The following is a 20062-nucleotide window of genomic DNA, read 5'->3' as shown; positions in this document are numbered from 1 at the left end:
CGTGGCGGGACTGATTACAAAACCCGCCGGCGCACGATCGTAAGGCCCACCGGAGACGAAAGCGGATGCTCCAGCCAAACCCTGTCAGGAACGTCGGCGCTGCAAGGAGCGATACAAGGCGAACGCCACCAGCAGCACATCGAGCCCGACGATGACGGTAGGCAGCCCCAACGGCCCGATCGCCTGCATCAGGGCGCCGGCGCCGGGCGGCCCGACAATGCCGCCGACGCCCCACAGCAACGCGAAGGCCGCATTGCCGGTAACCAGCAGTGAGCCCTTGAAGCGACTGCCGAGCTCGACCAGCGCCATCGTGTAGACGCCGTAGCCCACCGCGCCCATCACCAGAAGCACGCCCCAGATCAGCGGCGTGGTGATCAACAGCGGCAACAGGATCGCGCAACACGTCGTCGCCATGGCGCAGGCGAGGATCATCGGCCGCCCGCCGAAGCGTTCGGCGAGCAGGCCGAGCGGGATCTGCAGCACGATGTTGCCCAGGGAGAGCATCATCACCAGGGCGGCAAGCGTCGCTTCGGGCAATCCATAGCCGGCACCGAAGACGGGGACCAATGCGTAGGTGCTCTGCTGCACGGCTGCCGAAACCAGAACGGCCAGAAGCAGCGCCGGCGCCAGCCGGGCGAAACCGAAAAAACTGCCGGCGGGCTGCCCGTCATCCTCGAAACCGGTGAGCTTCGAGGAGACGAGCCGCAGAATGACCGCGCAAAGCGCGAAGCCGGCAATGCCGACGCCGAAAGGCGCCCAGCCGGCGGTGCCGACCAGCGTCAGCGTGAACGGCCCGGCCGCGTAGCCGGCGCCCATCAGCGTGTTGAACACGCCCATCACGCGCCCGCGCCGCGACGGCGGCGCCAGCGACAGCGCCCAGACCTCGCCCAGCACATAGAGCGGGTTGATGACCACGCCGATGATGAAGCGGATGACGTACCAGGCGACCCAGTTCTGCAGGTAGCCGATGGCCAGGAAGCACAGCGCGCCAATCAACGAGCAAGCGACAGCCAGGTTGCGCGCGCCGACCAGCCGCACGGCCGCCGGCACGAAGGAAGCCGACAGGATCAGCCCGACCGGCATCATGGCCGCGGACAGACCGATCAGGCCCGGCGAGAAACCCTGCTTCTGCATCAGCAGAGTGAACAGCGGCGAGCTCAAGCCTTGCGCCGCGCCGAACATGGCGAGCGCTGCCGTGACCCCGGCAAGGGCCGCCCATTGCGGTCGAGCTTCAGCGGTCTGGACGGAAGCGGTCATTGTGGCTCGCGGTTGAACATCACGGCATCATTATCAGCGGCGAGGGCCGCCCTGATGCCTCAGCTGGAGCAATTCGGCGATCCAGCGCGCTCCCCTTCCGTCATGTCGCTTCCCTCGCCCTAGTGGTCGCCGCCTCCTTACCGGCGGCATTGCCGCCAGTTCATTATGCCGCCAATTTCGCATCCTCACGAGGCTTCTCATGACTGCCGCCCTTCATCCCGCCGAGCCGGCACTGGCAACCGATCGCGCCCGCCGTGGCGGCCGCGCGGGAAAACGCGCCGGCGGCTCGGCCGCTTTCGAGCAGCCCACCTTCCGGCAGTTGAAGAACCCGCTGACGCCAACAAAGCTCGTTTCCGACGACGAGCTGGAATCGATCCACCTCGCCTCGCTGCGCGTGTTGAAGGAGATCGGCGTCGACGTTCTGCATGAGGAAGCCCGCCACATCATGAAGGCGCATGGCGCCGACGTGCGCGAAGGCTCGGAGCGCGTGCGCTTCGACAGCGACATGATCCTCGAGCTTGTCTCGCACTGCCCGTCGGAATTCACGCTGCACGCCCGCAACCCCGCGCACAATCTGCGTTTCGGCGGCAACAACGTCATCCTGTCGATGATGGCGTCTGCGCCAAACTGCTCCGACCTCGATCGCGGCCGCAGGCCAGGCAACCAGGCGGACTACCGCAATTTCCTGCGCCTGGCGCAGATGCACAACATCCTGCACTGCACCGGCGGTTACCCGGTCGAGCCGATCGACATCCATCCCTCCGTTCGGCATCTCGAGTGCGTCCGCGATCTCGCCATGCTGACCGACAAGGTCTTCCACATCTATTCGCTCGGCAAGGAGCGCAACGTCGACGGCATCGAGATCACCCGCATCGCGCGCGGCATCAGCCGCGAGCAGCTGATGCAGGAGCCGTCGGTCTTCACCATCATCAACACCAATTCGCCGCTCAAGCTCGACGTGCCGATGATGGAAGGCATCATCCAGATGTCGAGCATGGGCCAGGTCGTGATCGTCACGCCGTTCACGCTCTCCGGCGCCATGGCGCCGGTCACCGTCGCCGGCGCGCTGGTGCAGCAGAACGCCGAGGCGCTCTCGGGCATCGCCTTCGCGCAAATGGTGAAGAAGGGCGCGCCGGTCGGCTATGGCGGCTTCACTTCCAATGTCGACATGAAGTCTGGCGCGCCGGCCTTCGGCACGCCCGAATACATGAAGGCGCAGCTCGTCGGCGGCCAGCTTGCCCGCCGCTACAACATCCCCTACCGCACCTCCAACACCTGCGCCGCCAACACGGTCGACGCTCAGGCCGCCTATGAAAGCGTGTTCTCGCTGTGGGGCGCGATCCAGGGCGGCGGCAACCTGATGATGCACGGCGCCGGCTGGCTGGAAGGCGGCCTGCGCTGCTCCTACGAAAAGACCATCCTCGACATCGATCTTTTGCAGATGGTGGCCGAGTTCCTCACCCCGCTCGACCTCTCCGAGAACGCGCTCGGCTTCGACGCCATCCAGTCGGTCGGCCCGGGCGGCCATTTCTTCGGCACCCAGCACACGCAGGAGCGTTACAAGACCGCCTTCTATTCGCCGATCGTGTCCGACTGGCGCAACTTCGAGACCTGGACCGAAGCGGGCTCGCCAACGGCGATGGAGCGGACCAACAAGGTGTGGAAGGAGCGCCTTGCCTCCTATGAGGAGCCGTATATGGATCCGGCCATCCGCGAGGAACTCAACGATTTCGTCGAGAAGCGCCGCGCCGAAGGCGGCGCGCCGACGGATTTCTGATCTGCGGTCGGCCGGGCAACTGCCCACCGCTCGTCTTCATTTCTGATTCCACATTGCACAAGACGGACCTATCTGTATGAAATCTCACGTAAAAGCGGTTGTCATCGGCGGCGGCGTCGTCGGCTGCTCGGTGCTCTATCACCTCGCCAAGGCCGGCTGGACCGACATCATGCTGATCGAGCGCTCGGAGCTCACCTCCGGCTCCTCCTGGCATGCGGCGGGCGGCTTCCACACGCTCAACGGCGACCCGAACGTCGCCAAGCTACAGGCCTATACGGTCCAGCTCTACAAGGAGATCGAGGAGATTTCCGGCCAGTCCTGCTCGCTGCATCTGACCGGCGGCGTCATGATGGCCGACACGCCGGAGCGCATGGATTTCCTGCGGCTCGCCCACGCCAAGGGCCGTTATCTCGGCATGGACACCGAGTTGATCACCCCTTCGGAAGCCAAGGCGATGTTCCCGCTGATGGACGAGAAGAACTTCGTCGGCGCCATGTGGGACCCGGTCGAAGGCCATCTCGACCCGTCCGGCACCACCATTGCCTATTCCAAGGCTGCGAAGAAACTCGGCGCCGAGATCGTGCTACGCAACCGCGTCGTCGACCTGACCCAGCAGCCGGACGGCACCTGGAACGTCGTTACCGAACAGGGCACGGTCCATGCCGAGCATGTCGTCAATTGCGGCGGCCTGTGGGCGCGCGAGATCGGCCGCATGGTCGGCGTCGAATTGCCGGTGCTGGCCATGGAGCACATGTATCTGCTCACCGAGCCGATGCCTGAGGTTGAGGAATTCAACAAGTCGACCGGCCGCGAGATGATCGGCGTGCTCGACTTCAAGGGCGAGATCTACACCCGCCAGGAGCGCAACGGCATTCTGCTCGGCACCTATGAAAAGGCATGCAAGCCGTGGTCGCCAGTCAACACGCCGTGGGATTTCGGCCATGAGCTCTTGCCACCCGACATCGACCGCATCGCGCCGTCGCTGGAGATCGGCTTCAAGCATTTCCCCGGCATCGAGAAGGCCGGCATCAAGCAGATCATCAACGGCCCCTTCACCTTTGCGCTCGACGGCAACCCGCTGGTCGGCCCGGTGCAGGGCCTGACCAATTTCTGGTGCGCCTGCGCCGTCATGGCCGGCTTCAGCCAGGGCGGCGGCGTCGGCCTCGCGCTCTCCAACTGGATGGTGCACGGCGATCCGGGCTTCGACGTCTGGGGCATGGACGTGGCCCGCTTCGGCGAATGGGCGAGCCTTCGCTACACCAACGCCAAGGTGCGCGAGAACTATTCGCGCCGCTTCTCGATCCGCTTCCCGAACGAAGAGCTTCCGGCCGCCCGTCCGGCGCAGACGACGCCGCTCTACGACACCATGCTCGCCAACAATGCCGTTATGGGCGATTCGTGGGGCCTCGAGACCCCGCTCTGGTTCGCGCCGAAGGGCACGGAGCCCAAGGACATCGTCTCCTTCCACCGCTCCAACGACTTCGGCCCGATCGGCGAGGAAGTGCGCGCCACGCGCGACAAGGTCGGCGTCACCGAGATCGCCAACTTCGCCAAATACGAGGTCTCGGGCCCGGGCGCGGAGGATTTCCTCAACCGGCTGATGACCAACCGCATGCCGAAGGTCGGCCGCATCGTGCTGACGCCGATGGTCAACGAATTCGGCAAGCTGATCGGCGACTTCACCATCGCCAAGACCGGCGAGGACCGCTTCATGATCTGGGGCTCTTCGGCCGCACAGAAATACCATATGCGCTGGTTCGAGAAGCACCTGCCGAAGGACGGCTCGGTGCGCATCCATCGCTTCGACCAGACGCTGGTGGGTCTCTCCATTGCGGGACCTAAATCGCGCGATCTCTTGCAGAAGCTGGTCGATGTCGACGTGTCGACCAAGGCCTTCCGCTTCATGGATTTCCGCGAGATGGCGGTCGGTGGCGCGCCCTGCATGGTCAACCGCATCACCTATACAGGCGACCTCGGCTACGAGATCTGGATGGCGCCCGCCTATCAGCGCCTGGTCTATAAGGCGATCAAGGAAGCCGGCGCGGAATTCGGCCTAGTCGATTTCGGCATGCGCGCGCTGCTGTCGATGCGTCTGGAAAAGAACTTCCCGACCTGGTTCCGCGAACTGCGTCCGATCTACGGACCGTTCGAAGGCTCGATGGATCGGTTCATCAAGCTCGAGAAGAACGACTTCATCGGCCGCGAGGCTTCGGCAAAGGAGCACGCCGAAGGTCCGAAGCTGCGCCGCGTCTCCTTCATCGTCGACGCCATCGATGCCGACGTGATGGGCGACGAGCCGATCTGGGCCAAGGTCGGCAAGGATTACGGCACGGTGGAGAAGCCGCATGGCTACGGCGCGCCGCGCTTCGATGGGACGGGCAAGGAAGTCCGCGGCTCGAAGGCCGCCGAAGGCGCTTCCGCCGTGCGCGGCATCGTCGATGGCGAATGGCGCGTCGTCGGCTGGGTCACGTCGGGCGGCTATGCGCACTACGTACAGAAGTCGATGGCGCAGGGCTATGTCCCCGCGGCCCTTGCCGAGGACGAAAGCGCCGGCCTGTTCGAGATAGAGATCCTTGGCCATCGCCGCCCGGCGCGCATCAATGTCGAGCCGCCTTTCGACCCGAGCGGCGAGAAGATGCGGACCTGAAGCCCCACGAATTGTTGGATTGCGTCGGTTGCTATGGCATGGTCGGAGCCCGCGACCGACGTATCAACATGAGAAGACCATCCCCTTGCGGCAGCTAGAGAAATGGACCGACTGGCTCTGCGATAGACGGGTCGGCCCGGTCAGCGCCGGGGTCGCGTCGGTCCTCCTCTACTGCCTGACCCAGATCGTCGTGATGGCCCTGTTGTCCCATATTGCGGGCACGGGCGTCGGTGTCGACGATTCCGAGCAGTTGATGGAAATGCGGTTCCTGGCCGCCGGCTACGGCAGCTCGCAGCCGCCTTTATATACCTGGCTCGCCATGCTTGCGGCCTCGCTGGTCGGGACTAGCGTCCTTGCCCTCAAGATCGTCAAATACGGCCTGCTGGCCGCGGGCCTGGCAGCGTATTTCACGGCCATACGTCGCCTGGGCTACTCGAACCGTGCCGCTGCGGCCGGCATGTTCGGGGTGCTTCTGTTTCCCCAGATCTTCTGGGAGATGCAGCATGCCCTCACCCACTCGGTCGCCATATTCTGTTTCACCTCTGTGCTGCTTCTGGCGCTGGTCGAGGTGGAGAAGCGACGATCGGCCGTCGCCTATGCGTTTTTCGGTCTGGCGACGGCGGCCGCGATGCTGTCGAAATACAACATCGTCATCTTCCTTGCCGCCCTGTTCCTGGCATCCCTCTCGCTGCGCGAAACGCGTGAGGCCATCTTCGATCGCCGCTTCCTGATCAGCGTGGCCATAGCCATTGTCGCTTGCCTCCCGACATTTCACTGGAACATCACGCACCCGGATGACTTCCTGGCGCACAGCGGTGGCTTCGGCGCCGGCCAAGGTGATAGTCTCCTAGAGGCGGCAACACTCGCCCTGCGGGGCCTGGGCAACGCGATACTCAATTTCGCAGCTCTACCGATTGCTATCATCACCGTGGCGTTTTTCCTGGTGGCACGGAAAACTGCGACAACCCCACAGCCGGCGCGGTGGTCCGAGAAGCTGTTTTGGCGAACCATCGCCTTCGCCTTGCTGGTCACGCTGGTGGTGGTTCTGGCCGGTGGCATCACGCAGTTTCGCGATCGCTGGGTGCTGCCCGTGTTCGTTCTGTTGCCCGCGGCCCTTGCCATGCGCTTCGATGCAATCGGCGAGAGGGGCCGAAAAACGCAAGGTACCATCGTCTTTGTCGGCGCCGTCCTTGCCGTCCTTGTGCTGCCGCTGAGCTGGTACATGCATCTGCATGGCGGCGACAGCCGGGGCAGTATCGTGCGCATGGATTACCGGTCGCTCTACGACCAGATCAACGCCGACGGACCGGTCAGCACCGTGGTGTCGAGCTGGTTCTGGGTCGGCAATCTGCGCCTGGTCAATGCCGATCTCATTGTGCTCGATGACGAGATACCGGACTTCGCCCGGTCGATCCGCGAGCCGGCGGTGCTTGTCCTGACCGATGACAGGGAACCGTCCTCGGACGTCTTCGAGGAGATGGCGAAGGCCGGATATGGGATGGACACCGTCCACCGCACTGTCGACGTACCGCAGGCGTTCGGCTTTCCGCCGCGCAAGGTCACGATCACCAGGCTGCTCAAGAAGGCCGCGCAGTAGGTTTCGGGGGAACGAATGGACAAGCAACGCTTCGGCCGTCACCGCAAGATCATGCCGTTCGAACCAGGCTCGGTCGAGGCGCTGCGCGAGGCCTCCCGCGAGAAGGCGGCCTCGCTCAACCAGCATGTGCTGGGCTATGGCGCGGTGGCCGAGGCCGAATGGGCGGCGGCCGATATCGCCGCGCCCGACTTGGACGAAATGCGCAGGTACCGCCTGGCGCGCATTCGCTCCGAGCTGAAGCGCCGCGACTATGCCGGCGCCCTGCTCTACGACCCGGTCAACATCCGTTACGCGACGGACTCGACCAACATGCAGCTCTGGGTCGCGCACAACCCGACACGCCACTGTTTCGTCGCTACCGAAGGACCCGTGGTGCTGTTCGACTATTTCTCCTGCGAGCACCTGTCCGACCATTCGGGCGTCGTCGACGAGGTGCGCCCAGCCGTATCGTGGATGTATCTCTACAGCGGAGAACTCACCGAGCAGAAGGTCCGGCGCTGGGGTGCCGGCATCGCCGAACTCGTTGACGAGCATGGCGGCGGCAACCGCCGCATCGCCGTCGACCACATCAATCCCGAAGGCGTGGAGGAACTCGCCCGCCGCGGCATCGCGATAGGCAACGGCGAGGCGGTGATGGAGAATGCGCGCCTCATCAAATCGCCGGACGAGATCCTCGCCATGCGCCGCGCCATCGTCGCCTGCGAGGCGGCGATGGGCGAGATGGAAGCGGCGCTGAAGCCCGGCATCTCGGAGAACGAATTGTGGGCGGAGCTGCATCGCGGCAACATCGCGCGCGGCGGCGAGTGGATCGAGACGCGCCTTTTGTCCTCCGGACCACGCACCAATCCCTGGTTCCAGGAATGCTCCGCGCGCATCGTCGAGAATGGCGACCTTGTCGCCTTCGACACTGACCTCATCGGCCCCTACGGCTTCTGCGCCGACCTTTCGCGCACATGGCTCTGCGGCGACAGGCAACCGTCGAACGAGCAGCGCGACCTGTTCCGCATCGCCGCCGGCCAGATCTCTCAGAACACGGACCTGATGCGGCCGGGCATTTCCTTCCGCGATCTCGTCGAACGTTCGGCGGTGCCGCCGGACGACTGCTATCCGACACGCTACGGCGTGCTTTATCATGGGGTCGGCCTGGCGGACGAATATCCGACGCTGCCGCATGCCGGCGACTGGACCGCCGACACGCCGGACGGCGTGCTCGAACCCGGCATGGTGCTTTGCGTCGAAAGCTATATCGGCAGGCTTGGCGGACGCGAAGGCGTCAAGATCGAGGAGCAGATCCTGATCACCGAGAGCGGCAACGAGAAGCTTTCAGCCTACCCGCTGGACGAGCGGCTGCTCTGATCCGCTTTCGATAGAAGCGACGGCCTCGCGCATCGCGGTAATGATCTTTTCCGGCGTCGTTCTGGCGGTGATGTAGGGCAGGCCCTTGCGCCGCGCCGTCCAGCCGACCACCTTCACGCCTTTCGCCGCCGGCTCGAAGCGCTGCGCCAGCGCCCAGCTTTCGCAATCGATGGCGGCGACATCGGCCCTGCCTTCCGCGACCGCCACGATCGACGACCGGTGGCCGCCGCTCTCACTGCGCGAGGCGAAGATGTCCAGGCTCTCGCCCATGGCCTCCAGGTCGCGCGTCAGCCCGATCAGCCCGGACATCGAGTCCGGATTGTTGAAGGTGAAGCGCTTGCCGCGAATGAGATCGAGCGGGATGACAGCCTTGCCATCCCCCGGCGCGACGACTGACGGTCCGCCGTCCGCAGCCATCACCAAGGCGCTGGAATAAAGCTCCCCCTGCCCGCCTTCATAAACGTCGTAACTTGGTTGAGAAATCACCTGCACATGCTGAGTCAGGCCAAGTTCCATCGGCCCCCAGCAGGTTTGTCCGAAAAGCAGCGCCGGGCTCAGCCAGAGTTGGTGAAAATCGAGCTCGTCCGGGGGCAGCGTCGCGGGGTCGGGCGCGATCGGCTTGCCGACGTCGTCGAGGATCCCGCCTGGCACCGCCGGCAGTTCGCGATTGCTGCGCACGACGGCATCCGGCGCATCGATGCCCCTTTGCCGGAAGGCGTCGCGGAGCCGCGCCCATTGTGCGTCGACTTCGCCACGCATCTCAGGCCAGTCATACATCGGCAGGGCCGCAACAAACTTGCTCATGTCGAATGGCTTTCAAAGACAGGCGATCTTCAGCGCCTGCGTTCCGCCGCGGAAAAAGCGTCGCGGAAAGTCGAGATTACTCTTTCGGCGGCTCCGCCGGAACTGGCGCGGTGCCCAGTCCATTGACGTTGCGCGCCCTGACTCGCGGCTTGAAGGCGCGTCCGGGTTCCGGCGTGCGCCGCAGAACCGGGTGGACGATCGGCTCCTTGGCCTTGAAGGCGTGGGCTTTAAGCATCGCGAAATAGTTCGGATAGGCGTAACCGTTGTTCATCCGCAGCCACTCTTCGCGGCGCTCGCGAAACAGCTTCGGCAACCTGTACCAGGCGATGGTCGGGCTTTTGTGATGAACGAAATGCAGATTGTTGTTCAGGAACAGGAAGGAAAGCGGCGAACGCTCGACGATCACCGTGCGCCCTTCCGGATGCTCCGACCACTGGTGCTCGGCATAGGTGCGGATCGAGATCAGCGACTGGCCGAGCCACACCGGCACCAAGATGTAGAGCCACAGCGGGATGCCGAAACCAAACGTGACGATCGGCACCACAATGGCGAGACCGATGGCATGCAACAGCCAAGCCTTGCGGATCGCCTTGTCGCCGGCGGCGATCTGCTTGGCGTCGTCGATGAAGAAGCCGACCGAAGACAGCCAGGGACCGAGGACGCAGCGGCCGACCATGGTGTTGTTGATCCTGAGCAGAAACTTCATGGTCCGCGGCAGTTCTTCATGCATCCAGAGCGCCTGGTAATAGCTCTCCGGATCGTCAAGCGGATCGGTCAGGCGCTCGTCGGCGTGATGGCGAAGGTGGATCGTCTTGAAGCGGCGGAACGGCCAGACCATCCCTATGGGCAGGAAGACGAAGGCTTCATTGAACCTGGCGTTGCGGGTCGGATGACCGTGCAGCACTTCGTGCATGATCGAGGATTGCAGAGCCAGGATAAAGGGCAGGACGGCAAGCGCCAAAAGCGGATGGGATGGCCAGAGCAGGAAGCCGGTCGCGAGCCACGCGCCGTAGCAGAAGAGTGTGAGGATGGCTGTCGGCCATTCGACCGCCGGATTATCGCTTCGTCTCGTGCTGCTACGTCTCTTGTTCATGCTCGCCATGCTATCGACCACTGCCCTCCAGTCGCCGGAACCAACTCGATTCCTGACAACATTGTGTCAGGAGCCTGCCGTTACATCAACGCGACAATGCGCACAAACTGTTGCGAATGCGCATTTCTGGCCGCATATGTTATACATTGTAAACAAATGTGGGGATTCATTTCCACCTGAGCCACGTTCAGAACGGCTCTGGCGCAAATTTTTCCTCTCCGAAGCAGGAGCAGCGTGGTGGACAAGCGTGATCTGTCGACGACCTTTCGGGAGCGCCTGAAATTGCTCTTGACACGGTCCGACTTGAACCAGTCGGCCTTCGCGACGGCGGTCGGCATCGATCGTTCGGCGCTGTCGCAACTGCTCTCCGGCGCCTCGACCCGCCTGCCCCGCGCCGAGACGCTTCTCAACATCGCCGCCGAGTTCAAGGTGTCGCTCGACTGGCTGCTGGGCCTCAGCCAGGACGAAGGCGTCACCGGCGAAATAAGAGAAAGCCTGGAGATCGAGGAGGCGCCCGACGGCTTCGACCGCACGCTTTTGGCCAAATGGCATGCCGAGGCCGCCGGCACGAAGATCCGCTATGTGCCCGCCGGCATTCCCGACCTTCTGAGGACCGAGGCACTGGTGGAATACGAGGCCGGCATCACCAACAAGAGCCGTGAGGCGCAGGCTGGCGAGACGCAATACCGCATCGACTACACAAGGCGGCCGGAGACCGACATGGAGGTCTGCATGCCGCGCCACACGCTGGAGATCTTCGCGCGTGGCCTCGGCGTCTGGGATCGCTTTCCGGAAGCGGAGCGCCGCAAGCAGTTGCTGCACATGGCGGCGCTGCTCGACGACCTTTACCCGACTTTCCGGCTGTTCCTCTATGACGGCCGCATGCGCTATTCGATCCCCTATACGATCTTCGGCCCCTATCGCGCCGCGATCTATGTCGGCGACATGTACTTGGTGTTGAACGCCACCCAACCGGTCCGCACGCTCACCAGCCATTTCGACAATCTGATCCGGGCCGCCGACATCAACGCGCACGAGGCCGCGAGTTTTGCGCAAAGGCTGGCCGCAATGTCGTTCCCATCAGGCTCTGTCTGATCGCTGGCTTCGATATCATCTTGATGGTCGGCCAACGTCCTGGCCGCCGATCGTCGTTTCAGGGAAACCCATGCAAGAACCGCGTCACCTCGTCGTTCCTCCTCAGTCGGGCCGGTCCGTGCGCGTCAGGCGCGGCGATCTGATCCGCATCGTCGATCCCAGGGGCCAGCAGGTCTCGGACCTCTGGGCCTTCTCGACCGAGGGACGGCTCGACTGGTTGAGCACGTCGCAGACCCGCGACATCACCGAGCGGCTGTTCCCGAAACCCGGCGACCATTTCTACAGCGCCGCCGGCAAGATCATGCTGACGCTGATCGAGGACGCCTCGCCCGGCCCGCACGATATGCTCTACCCGGCCTTCGACAGCGCGCTTTACGAACGCGCCGGCCTGCCCAACCATCCGAACTGCCGCGACAATCTGATGAAGGCGCTCGGCGCGGAAGGCATCGAACTCCCCTTCGCGCCCGACCCGGTCGATCTCTTCCAGAACTCCATGCCGCAGCCCGACGGGACTTTGGTGGTCGAGGCCTCGATCAATCCGCCCGGCGGCTACGTCACGCTGCGCGCCGAACAGGACCTCCTTCTTGTCGTCACCGCCTGCTCGGTCGATCACCACCCGACCAACGGCGACGCCTGCACCGAGATCGAGGTCGAGATCACACCGGCTTCTTAAGGCCTTCACGGCCGCAAGCTCGTTGACTGGACATAAAGACTTCTTTATATCGTTATTTGAATTCGAGATACGAAAGCCAAAGCCATGACCGCGACCAACCCGATTGACGCACTGCTTGCCGAAAAGGGCGTGCTCCTGGCCGACGGCGCCACCGGCACCAATCTGTTCGCGATGGGTCTCGAGGCCGGCGAGGCGCCCGAACTGCTTAATGAGATTTCGCCCGAGACGATCGCCAACCTGCATCAGAACTTCGTCGATGCCGGCGCCGATATCATCCTGACCAATTCCTTCGGCGGCACCCGCCACCGGCTCAAGCTGCATCATGCGCAGGATCGCGTGCACGAGCTGAACAAGCGCGCCGCCGAGATTGCCCGCTCCGTTGCCGACAAGGCCGGCCGCAAGGTCATCGTCGCCGGCTCCGTCGGCCCGACCGGCGAGCTGCTGGTGCCGCTCGGCGCCCTGACTTACGACGATGCCGTAAATGCTTTTGTCGAGCAGATCGAGGGTCTCAAGGCCGGCGGCGCCGAAGTCGCCTGGATCGAGACGATGTCGGCGCCCGACGAGATCCGCGCCGCGGCTGAAGCCGCCATCCGCGTCGGCCTGCCTTATACCTATACCGGTTCCTTCGACACGGCCGGCCGCACCATGATGGGCCTGCTGCCGAAGGATATCCACGCCGTCGCCGACGGCCTCTCGCAGGCCCCGCTCGGTGTCGGCGCCAATTGCGGCGTCGGCGCTTCCGATATCCTCGCTTCGCTGCTCGACATGACCGAGGCGAAGCCGGAGGCGACCGTGATCGTCAAGGGCAATTGCGGCATTCCGGAATTCCGCGGCGCGGAGATCCATTATTCCGGCACGCCGGAGCTGATGTCCGATTATGTGCGGCTGGCGGTCGATGCCGGCGCAAAAATTGTCGGCGGCTGCTGCGGCACCTCGTTCGTCCACCTCGCCGCCATGCGCAAGGCGCTCGACGCGCACACCAAGTCGACGCGCCCGACCGTCGAGACGATCGTCGAGCGCATCGGCCCGATGCGCAACAAGACTGCAAGCGCCGGTGACGCAGGCGAAGGCCGCCGCGAACGCAGGCGCAGCCGCGCCTGACGGGCCCGATTATTTGCTGTTTTCGTCGTAGCGCGACAACGCCGTATTGAAATCGACGACGTTCTCGGCGCCCATCGTCATCAGGGCGCCCGATGCACCGGGGTCTGTGATCTGTTCCAGCATCACGCGAAAACGGTCGTTGTTCAGCGCCGAAAGCGCCGTATTGCGGGCCGCATCGACATCGCTCCTGATGCGCGCGGATTCCGCTGAAGGCGCGGATGGTCCCCGCAGCGGCGCATTGGCCGCCGTCGCGTTCGCGTTGCCGATTGTCGTGATATGCACTGCTGATCCCTCAAACCTTATCAGCACGGACTAACAGAAGCCCGTTGCGACGAGGTTCCGGAAAAGCCGCGCAATTTAACGATCGCAAAAAAGGCCGGCGGAGTTTTGTCGCACCGGCCTTCATCATTCGGTCTCTGCCTTTCGGCTCTCTACTTGTTGCCGTCCAGCGACGAGGCCAGTCGCACCAGCGACAGGAATTCGGCTCGATAGCCGAACGGATCGGCGCCGCGCGCGGCGTTGGCGATCTCCGCGATCCGGTCATAGCCGAAATTGGCGATCTGATCCTCGTCGCGCAGCTTCTGCCCGAAGGCGGCGACCGCAACCGAGAAGCGCTGGTCGACGCCGGCCTCGTCGAAGGACTTGACCTCGTTGGCCGCCGTCACCGGCGTGGTGATGAGCTTCGAGACATCCTCGTTCGGCAGCTTGTAGCGGATCTTGACGAAGGCATATTCGTCCGCATTGGCGACGCCACCATTGTCGACCTTGGCCTGGCCGTAGCGCAGCGGATCGACCTGCTCGCCGCCGCTGCCTTTCGGCGTGATCTCATAGACCGCCGTCACCGAATGTCCCGAGCCGATATCGCCGGCATCGACGCGGTCATTGTTGAAATCCTCGCGCTTCAGGGCGCGGGTCTCATAGCCGACAAGCCGATACTCCGAAACTGTGGCCGGGTTGAATTCGACCTGGATCTTGACGTCCTTGGCAATGGTGAACAGCGTCGAGGACGCATCGTCGACCAGCACCTTTTGCGCCTCGGCAAGTGTGTCGATGTAAGCCGCCGTGCCGTTGCCGTTCTGCGCGATGGTCTGCATCATCTGGTCGTTCAGATTGTCGTGGCCGAAGCCGAACACCGACAGGAAGACGCCGGTCTTGCGCTCCTGCTCGATCAGCCGCTTGAGATCCTCGTCATCGGTCTGGCCGACATTGAAGTCGCCGTCGGTGGCCAGCATCACGCGGTTGACGCCGTCCTTGACCAAGGATTGCTGGGCAAGCTTGTAGGCTTCGCGGATGCCTTCCTCGCCGGCCGTCGAGCCGCCGGGTTCCAGATTGTCGATGGCTGCAAGGATCTTCTGCTTTTCCGCCGCCTTCGTCGGCATCAGCACCGTGCCGGCATTGCCCGCATAGGTGACGATCGAGACGGTGTCGTCGGGCTTCAGCTTGCTCACCAGCAAGCGGAAGGCGGATTTGAGCAGGGGCAGCTTGTCCGGCTCGTCCATCGAGCCCGAGACGTCGATCAGGAAGACCAGATTGGCCTTAGGCTGCTCGGCCGGCTTCACGTCGAAACCCTTGATCGCCACATGCATCAGCTTGGTGTGCTCATTCCACGGCGTCGGCATGACGGTGACGGTCGAGTTGAAAGGCGTCTTGGCCGAATCCGGCCCTTTCCAGTCATAGGGGAAGTAGTTGATCATCTCCTCGACGCGGACCGTGCCGGGATCGGGCAGAGTGCCTTCCTTCAGCGAGCGCCGCACGAAGGAATAGGAGGCGGTGTCGACGTCGATCGAAAAGGTCGAGACCGGATCCTGTGCGGTTTCATGCACAGGATTGGTCTTGAAGGTCTCGATGCGGTCGCGGTTTTCCTCCTGCGGCTGCATCTGGTCGGCCGGCATGGGCGCGGGCTGCACCATTAGCTTGGAATCGGTGACGGCACCGGCAGGGATCTCGGCAGACTGCATGGCTGTTGCCGGCGCCTGGGCATTCGCGCGCCCGCCTGCGGCCAGTTGATCAACCTCCGCAGGTGCAGGCGGCGGCGCAGGCAATGCCTCGGGAGCCTGCTTGGCATAGTCCTTCAGCGTCCCGTTTTGCTGCCTCGTCTGGTCGTCGGATCGACTCAATTCAGTTTTCGGCGGCGACGCCGGCGCGACCTGCGCTTCATCCTCGACGCGCCTTTCATTGTCGGCGTCGGTTTTCTTCTCCTTGGCGGGCGCAGCCGCGAGCGGCTCGTTGATGGCCGGCTGGTTTGGCGCAGGCTTCTGCGCCGCCGGCTTATCGGCAACGGTTTCGGTGACCTTCCCGTGGTTGCCGCCGATGACCGGCGGCTGTTCCTTCAGCATCTCGAAAGCGGCATAGCCGGCGATAGGCAGCGCGACCAGCGCGGTGATGGCCGGCGTGGCAATGAGTTTCCGTTGCATGATGTCTCTCCAGAGCTTTCTTGCTCGCTCCGTGAGACGAAGGCCTGCGGGCATTCCTTGGGGGACCGGCGAAATTTTTTCGTCCAAGTCGAAAGCCTGCATCGCGGCGGCCAGCGCGCGCGCCTTCGCCTCGCCGTCAGGCGCCGGTATAGCGATGTCGCGCAGCCTTACGAGTTCGTTGTCGTCGACCATGGTCACACTTCCCCGGCTGAGCGCATCAGCACTTTCAGCCGTTTCTTCGCTTCATGGATGTGCCAGGAAACCGTCGTCTCCGAGATCGCCATCACCTCCGCCGCCGCGGCGTGGTTGAGGCCTTCGCCATAGACAAGCAGCACCGCGTCGCGTTGCTTGTCGGGCAGCATCCGCACCGCCGTCCACAGCGCCTCGGCCGGATCGTCGGCCTGCGCCTGCGCTTCGCCGCCAATCGACGCATAGGCGCCGAAGGCATCGGTCTTGGCAGTGTCGCGGGCACGCTTGCGCATCATGTCGCGCGCCGCGTTCAGCGTCATGGCATAGAGCCATGTCGTGAAGGCGCCGCTGCCCTGATAGTCGCGGATCGCGCGGCCGAGCCGCACGCAGACGTCCTGGGCGATGTCCTCGACATCGGCTTTCCTGCCGCACCAGCGATAGGCGGCGCGATAGACGAAGCCATAGTGCCTTTCGAGCAGTTTGCCGAAAGCCCCCCTGTCTCCGCCCCTCGCCCGCGCGATCAATTCGGCATCGGAGGCTTCGCTGTCGTCCAGCATCATCGCCATCATTTGTCTGTTGGACGAAGGCTAATGGCCAATCCTTGGGGCGATGAAAAGATTTTTCTGCGGCAGCGCCTTTTCCTTCTCCCCGCTCGCGGGGAGTGAGGAGTGGTCCGCGTAGCGGACGAAAAGCCAATTGCTTGGCTTTTCGAACGACGAACGCCCGAAGGGCGGATGAGGGGCAGCGCGAACGTTCGAAGGCTCGCGCCACACGGTGCTCTCTCCATGATCGGCGGGGAGACGGCTAACCCAATGTTTCTTTGAAGAACGTGGTCAGCCGCTTCCAATGCCGCTCGGCGCCCGTCTCGTCATAAACGCTGTGGTCCTTGACGCACCAGCCATGGCCGACGCCGACATAATTCTCGATGACGTGGTCGACCTCGGCCACCCGCAAGGCCTCCGCCAGCCGCGCCGACTGTTCCGGCGGGAAGCTGCGGTCGACGCCGGCGACCCCGACATAGACGCGCGCCTTGATCGAAGCCGCCTTGCGGTGCGGGCTGTCGGCCGCATCGCTTGCCAGATTGCCGCCGTGGAAGCTCGCCGCGGCGACGATGCGGTCGGGATTGGTCGCCGCCGCGTTCAGCGCCCGCGCTCCGCCCATGCAATAGCCGACGACACCGACCGGTCCCTCAATGCCTTCGGCCGCGAGCGCATCGAGGAAGCCGGCATTGTCGCGGATGGTCATCTCCTGCGTCGTTCCGGTCACCAGCGCCATCAACTTGGTCTTGGTTTCCTCCACCGTGAAGGCGGTCTTGGCGTCGAACGGACCGTAGGGCGCGTTGCGATAGAAGAGGTCGGGCACCAGCACCGCATACCCGTCGCCGGCAAGCCGTTCAGCCATCTCGTCGAGCGCCGGACGCGGCCCGAAGGCGTCCATATAGAGGATGACGCCCGCCCTGGCCTTGCCGGACGATCGAAAAAGTCCCGCCTTTGCCTTGCCGTCCCTGGTCTCGAACTCGATCTGCTTTCCGGTCATGATGCTCTCCGTTGCCTGTCGCGCGTTAGATATCGGCGAGCACCGTCCCGGCAAGCCATTCCCAGACCAGGCTGTTCAAGATTTCGTGCGGCCGCCCGGCCCCTTAGAGCCGCGCGAAAGCCGCCATGTGAAAAGCCTGCACCTCCGGCGGATAGCGATAGTCTGTACCAAAAGGGCAGGCGTTGCGGTCGAGGCAGCCACCGCTTCGGCACGGCTCGCCACGGGGGCCTCGAACATGGCCGAGACAGGCTTCATGGGCAAAGCCCTGCCCGGAATAGGCGTCGACCGGACAGGATTTCAGGCAGGGTTTTTCGACACATATGTCGCAAAGATGAATGGCCACGTGAGCATCGGGTAGCGGAATCTCATCCTCGAACAGCAAGGCGCCGCGATAGGCATGCCAGAGCCCGTATGTGGGATGCATGAGGATGCCGAGCGGTGACGGCTTCAGCCCTTCCGCCCTCATCGCCCATTGCTGGAACGGCAGATAAGGCCGGTCGGAAGGCGATACCGCGCGAGCGCCACGGCCTTGCGCGACCGCGCCGATCACCTCGCGCGACCAGGTGTCGAGCGGATTGGCGATGTCCCTCGCCTGCTGTCCCAGCCAACGCTGAAAATGCGGCCAAGGCGCCGCGCCCGCCTGCCCGACCAGCAGCACCGATTTGGCCGGGGCGCCGGAGGGTCCGGCCGGTGCAACCTGATCGTCGCCAAAGCTGAAACCGCCGCGAAGGATCAGACCGCTGGCCGCGAGCGCGGCCGCAATCTCCTCGACCGCGCCGCGGGAAAAGGTCATCCCTTCCGGTCCGGGTCGGAGAACGCGCTCCGCCAGACTTCCTTGTGAATGATGTTGGCGACTTTAGCCCGGCCTGACTCGGGCTCCTTTCACGTGAAGGCGTCGGCCATCGAGCCCTTCTTCTTGGCGATGAAGTCCTTCAGCGCCTCGTCGATGGCCGGATCGAGATGCGGCGCCTCGTAGCTTTCCAGCCAGCGGCGGGCGAGCTCGTTGGCGCGCTGCGGCGCGGTCTTCTCGCCTTCGGCCAGCCACTGCTCGTAGGAATTGTTGTCGGCGATGTTGGAGCGGTAGAAGGCCGTCTGGAAATTCGCCTGCGTGTGATCGCAGCCGAGATAGTGGCTGCCCGGACCGACCTGGCGGATCGCGTCCATCGCCTGGCCGTTTTCCGACAGGTCGACGCCCTCGGCAAACTTCTGCTGCATGCCGAGCTGGTCGATATCCATCATGAATTTCTCGTAGCAGGAGGCGAGACCGCCCTCGAGCCAGCCGGCCGAATGCAGCACGAAATTGGTGCCGGCAAGGATCGTCGAGTTGAGCGTGTTGGCGCTCTCGTAAGCCGCCTGCGCGTCCGGAACCTTCGAGGCGCAGAGCGAGCCGCCGGTGCGGAACGGCAGGCCGAGCCGGCGCGCGAGCTGCGCGGCGCCGTAGGAGACCAGCGACGGCTCCGGCGTGCCGAAGGTCGGCGCGCCGGACTGCATCGAGATCGACGAGGCGAAGGTGCCGAACAGCACCGGCGCGCCGGGCCTGATCAGCTGCGTGAACGAGGCGCCGGCGAGCACCTCGGCCAGCACCTGCGTCAGCGTGCCGGCGACCGTCACCGGGCTCATCGCGCCGGCCAGGATGAAGGGCGTGACGATGCAGGCCTGGTTGTGGCGCGAATAGACTTTCAGCGCGCCCAGCATGGTCTCGTCGAACACCATCGGCGAGTTGGCGTTGATCAGGCTGGTCAGCACCGTGTTGTTCTCGACGAAGTCGTCGCCGAACACCAGCTTGGCCATCGCCACCGTGTCCTCGGCCCGCTCCGGCGCCGTCACCGAACCCATGAAAGGTTTGTCGGAATAACGGATGTGGCTGTAGATCATGTCGAGGTGGCGCTTGTTGACCGGCACGTCGACCGGCTCGCACACCGTGCCGCCCGAATGGTGGATCGACGGCGCCATATAGGCGAGCTTCACGAAATTCTGGAAATCCTCGATCGTCGCGTAGCGGCGGTTGCCGTCGAGGTCACGCACGAAGGGCGGGCCGTAGACCGGTGCGAATACGGTCGCATTGCCGCCGATCTGCACCGAGCGCTCCGGGTTGCGCGCATGCTGGGTGTAGATCGAGGGCGCGGTCTTCAAGAGCGAGCGGCAGAGGCCCTTGGGGAAGTGCACGCGCTCGCCTTTGACGTCGGCGCCTGCTTCCTTCCACAGCGCCAGCGCTTCGGCGTCGTCGCGGAAGATGATGCCGATTTCTTCAAGCACCGTGTCGGTGTTCTTCTCGATCAGCGCCAGGCCTTCCTCGTTGAGGACCTCATAGACGTTGATCTTGCGCTTGATGTAGGTGAGCTGCGTGCCCGGACCGCCGCCCGAACGGGCCGCCCGGCGCGCCGCAGCGCCGCCGCTGGCGCCGCGTCCGCGCCGTCCGCCCGACGCTTCCTGCTCGACTGCCGCGTTATCGCTCATGATCGTTCTTCCTATAACTGGCCTGAATTGGCTGGAGCGGCCCATCGTCGCCGCTTCTTGCCGGAT

The 20062-nt window shown here is 64.1% G+C and carries 16 protein-coding genes; 7 read left to right on the top strand and 9 right to left on the bottom strand.

Going from position 1 to position 20062, the window contains the following annotated elements; genetic code table 11:
- Window positions 1–84: 84 nt before the first annotated feature.
- Window positions 85–1257, bottom strand: coding sequence for an MFS transporter (locus tag RFM52_RS04540; protein ID WP_320295335.1), 1173 nt, complete (start codon window positions 1255–1257; stop codon window positions 85–87).
- 199 nt (window positions 1258–1456) lie between these two features.
- Between RFM52_RS04540 and RFM52_RS04535 the strand changes: the two genes are divergently transcribed.
- The 4 genes from RFM52_RS04535 (at window position 1457) to RFM52_RS04520 (ending at window position 8634) form a co-directional block, all read left to right on the top strand.
- Window positions 1457–3034 (top strand): trimethylamine methyltransferase family protein, encoded by a 1578-nt coding sequence (locus tag RFM52_RS04535; protein WP_320295334.1) that lies wholly within the window; start codon window positions 1457–1459, stop codon window positions 3032–3034.
- Window positions 3035–3110: 76 nt separating this feature from the next.
- Complete coding sequence (locus RFM52_RS04530; RefSeq protein WP_320295333.1) at window positions 3111–5681, top strand: GcvT family protein; 2571 nt, start codon at window positions 3111–3113, stop codon at window positions 5679–5681.
- Between the two features lie 85 nt (window positions 5682–5766).
- On the top strand, window positions 5767–7278 hold the full coding sequence (locus RFM52_RS04525; RefSeq protein ID WP_320295332.1) for an ArnT family glycosyltransferase: 1512 nt from the start codon (window positions 5767–5769) through the stop codon (window positions 7276–7278).
- A gap of 15 nt (window positions 7279–7293) precedes the next feature.
- Complete coding sequence (locus tag RFM52_RS04520) at window positions 7294–8634, top strand: M24 family metallopeptidase (RefSeq protein WP_320295331.1); 1341 nt, start codon at window positions 7294–7296, stop codon at window positions 8632–8634.
- Here the strand turns inward: RFM52_RS04520 and RFM52_RS04515 are convergent.
- Window positions 8602–9438: a phosphate/phosphite/phosphonate ABC transporter substrate-binding protein gene (locus tag RFM52_RS04515; RefSeq protein ID WP_320295330.1), complete on the bottom strand. Its 837-nt coding sequence runs from the start codon at window positions 9436–9438 to the stop codon at window positions 8602–8604. The genes RFM52_RS04520 and RFM52_RS04515 overlap by 33 nt on opposite strands.
- 76 nt (window positions 9439–9514) lie before the next feature.
- On the bottom strand, window positions 9515–10540 hold the full coding sequence (locus RFM52_RS04510) for a fatty acid desaturase (RefSeq protein ID WP_320295329.1): 1026 nt from the start codon (window positions 10538–10540) through the stop codon (window positions 9515–9517).
- Between the two features lie 228 nt (window positions 10541–10768).
- Here RFM52_RS04510 and RFM52_RS04505 point away from each other — a divergent pair, with 228 nt between their 5' ends.
- The 3 genes from RFM52_RS04505 to bmt all read left to right on the top strand — a co-directional run bounded on the left by RFM52_RS04505 (window position 10769) and on the right by bmt (window position 13400).
- Window positions 10769–11626 (top strand): helix-turn-helix domain-containing protein, encoded by an 858-nt coding sequence (locus tag RFM52_RS04505; RefSeq protein WP_320295328.1) that lies wholly within the window; start codon window positions 10769–10771, stop codon window positions 11624–11626.
- A gap of 70 nt (window positions 11627–11696) precedes the next feature.
- Window positions 11697–12299, top strand: coding sequence for an urea carboxylase-associated family protein (locus RFM52_RS04500; protein WP_320295327.1), 603 nt, complete (start codon window positions 11697–11699; stop codon window positions 12297–12299).
- Between the two features lie 84 nt (window positions 12300–12383).
- Window positions 12384–13400 carry a betaine--homocysteine S-methyltransferase gene (gene bmt, locus RFM52_RS04495; RefSeq protein ID WP_320295326.1) on the top strand — a complete coding sequence of 339 codons (1017 nt, stop codon included), beginning with the start codon at window positions 12384–12386 and terminating at the stop codon, window positions 13398–13400.
- Window positions 13401–13409: 9 nt separating this feature from the next.
- Here bmt and RFM52_RS04490 read toward each other — a convergent pair whose 3' ends face one another.
- The 6 genes from RFM52_RS04490 to RFM52_RS04465 form a co-directional block, all read right to left on the bottom strand.
- The gene (locus RFM52_RS04490; protein WP_320295325.1) at window positions 13410–13709 is read right to left on the bottom strand and encodes a hypothetical protein; all 300 of its coding nucleotides are present in this window, start codon (window positions 13707–13709) and stop codon (window positions 13410–13412) included.
- A 122-nt stretch (window positions 13710–13831) separates the two neighbouring features.
- A complete protein-coding gene (locus tag RFM52_RS04485; protein WP_320295324.1) occupies window positions 13832–16006 on the bottom strand; it encodes a vWA domain-containing protein in 2175 nt (724 codons plus the stop codon).
- Between the two features lie 2 nt (window positions 16007–16008).
- Complete coding sequence (locus RFM52_RS04480) at window positions 16009–16569, bottom strand: RNA polymerase sigma factor (protein WP_320295559.1); 561 nt, start codon at window positions 16567–16569, stop codon at window positions 16009–16011.
- A 238-nt stretch (window positions 16570–16807) separates the two neighbouring features.
- The gene (locus RFM52_RS04475) at window positions 16808–17539 is read right to left on the bottom strand and encodes a dienelactone hydrolase family protein (RefSeq protein WP_320295323.1); all 732 of its coding nucleotides are present in this window, start codon (window positions 17537–17539) and stop codon (window positions 16808–16810) included.
- Window positions 17540–17642: 103 nt separating this feature from the next.
- Complete coding sequence (locus RFM52_RS04470; RefSeq protein ID WP_320295322.1) at window positions 17643–18332, bottom strand: 4Fe-4S dicluster domain-containing protein; 690 nt, start codon at window positions 18330–18332, stop codon at window positions 17643–17645.
- An 89-nt stretch (window positions 18333–18421) separates the two neighbouring features.
- Window positions 18422–19996: a trimethylamine methyltransferase family protein gene (locus tag RFM52_RS04465; protein WP_320295321.1), complete on the bottom strand. Its 1575-nt coding sequence runs from the start codon at window positions 19994–19996 to the stop codon at window positions 18422–18424.
- Window positions 19997–20062: the final 66 nt, after the last annotated feature.

The sequence above is a fragment of the Mesorhizobium humile genome, from assembly GCF_033977215.1.
GTDB classification, from domain to species: Bacteria; Pseudomonadota; Alphaproteobacteria; order Rhizobiales; family Rhizobiaceae; genus Mesorhizobium; species Mesorhizobium humile.
Note: the sequence above shows the minus strand (reverse complement) of the source record. Positions and strands in the feature narration are given on the sequence as shown.

What these genes read in the sequence shown, in the direction of transcription:
- RFM52_RS04540 (WP_320295335.1), bottom strand. Translation starts at nt 1,257, where the DNA reads ATGACCGCTTCCGTCCAGACCGCTGAAGCTCGACCGCAATGGGCGGCC.
- RFM52_RS04535 (WP_320295334.1), top strand. Translation starts at nt 1,457, where the DNA reads ATGACTGCCGCCCTTCATCCCGCCGAGCCGGCACTGGCAACCGATCGC.
- RFM52_RS04530 (WP_320295333.1), top strand. Translation starts at nt 3,111, where the DNA reads ATGAAATCTCACGTAAAAGCGGTTGTCATCGGCGGCGGCGTCGTCGGC.
- RFM52_RS04520 (WP_320295331.1), top strand. Translation starts at nt 7,294, where the DNA reads ATGGACAAGCAACGCTTCGGCCGTCACCGCAAGATCATGCCGTTCGAA.
- RFM52_RS04515 (WP_320295330.1), bottom strand. Translation starts at nt 9,438, where the DNA reads ATGAGCAAGTTTGTTGCGGCCCTGCCGATGTATGACTGGCCTGAGATG.
- RFM52_RS04510 (WP_320295329.1), bottom strand. Translation starts at nt 10,540, where the DNA reads ATGGCGAGCATGAACAAGAGACGTAGCAGCACGAGACGAAGCGATAAT.
- RFM52_RS04500 (WP_320295327.1), top strand. Translation starts at nt 11,697, where the DNA reads ATGCAAGAACCGCGTCACCTCGTCGTTCCTCCTCAGTCGGGCCGGTCC.
- bmt (WP_320295326.1), top strand. Translation starts at nt 12,384, where the DNA reads ATGACCGCGACCAACCCGATTGACGCACTGCTTGCCGAAAAGGGCGTG.
- RFM52_RS04485 (WP_320295324.1), bottom strand. Translation starts at nt 16,006, where the DNA reads ATGGTCGACGACAACGAACTCGTAAGGCTGCGCGACATCGCTATACCG.
- RFM52_RS04480 (WP_320295559.1), bottom strand. Translation starts at nt 16,569, where the DNA reads ATGGCGATGATGCTGGACGACAGCGAAGCCTCCGATGCCGAATTGATC.
- RFM52_RS04475 (WP_320295323.1), bottom strand. Translation starts at nt 17,539, where the DNA reads ATGACCGGAAAGCAGATCGAGTTCGAGACCAGGGACGGCAAGGCAAAG.
- RFM52_RS04470 (WP_320295322.1), bottom strand. Translation starts at nt 18,332, where the DNA reads ATGACCTTTTCCCGCGGCGCGGTCGAGGAGATTGCGGCCGCGCTCGCG.
- RFM52_RS04465 (WP_320295321.1), bottom strand. Translation starts at nt 19,996, where the DNA reads ATGAGCGATAACGCGGCAGTCGAGCAGGAAGCGTCGGGCGGACGGCGC.